Source organism: Salinispora sp. H7-4 (assembly GCF_013416675.1).
In the GTDB taxonomy this organism is placed as follows: Bacteria; Actinomycetota; Actinomycetes; order Mycobacteriales; family Micromonosporaceae; genus Micromonospora; species Micromonospora vitiensis.
Window position 1 is genome coordinate 761 of the sequence record NZ_JABZED010000012.1, and the last position, 251, is coordinate 1,011.

Sequence of the window (251 nt, forward strand, 5' to 3'; positions counted from 1 at the left end):
CCACCTACTTCGGCTACTTCGACTGGCCACACCAACCCACCGACACCCCCGTCACCAAACCAGTCACCCTCACCAACACCAGCGCCACCCCCGTCACCCTCAACCTCACCACCACCGGCAACAACGCATTCACCACCGACACCCCCACCGTCACCGTCCCCGCCGAAGGCCAGATAGACGTCCCGGTAACCGGCGACCCAACGACAGCCGACATCGGCCAACACACCGGCTACCTCATCGGCACCAACCCC

1 protein-coding gene is annotated in these 251 nt (G+C 64.9%); it reads left to right on the forward strand.

What is annotated here, in order from left to right; all coding sequences use genetic code 11:
• The coding region (locus H0524_RS24645; protein ID WP_255435888.1) for a hypothetical protein at positions 1–251 on the forward strand (251 nt) is incomplete at both ends.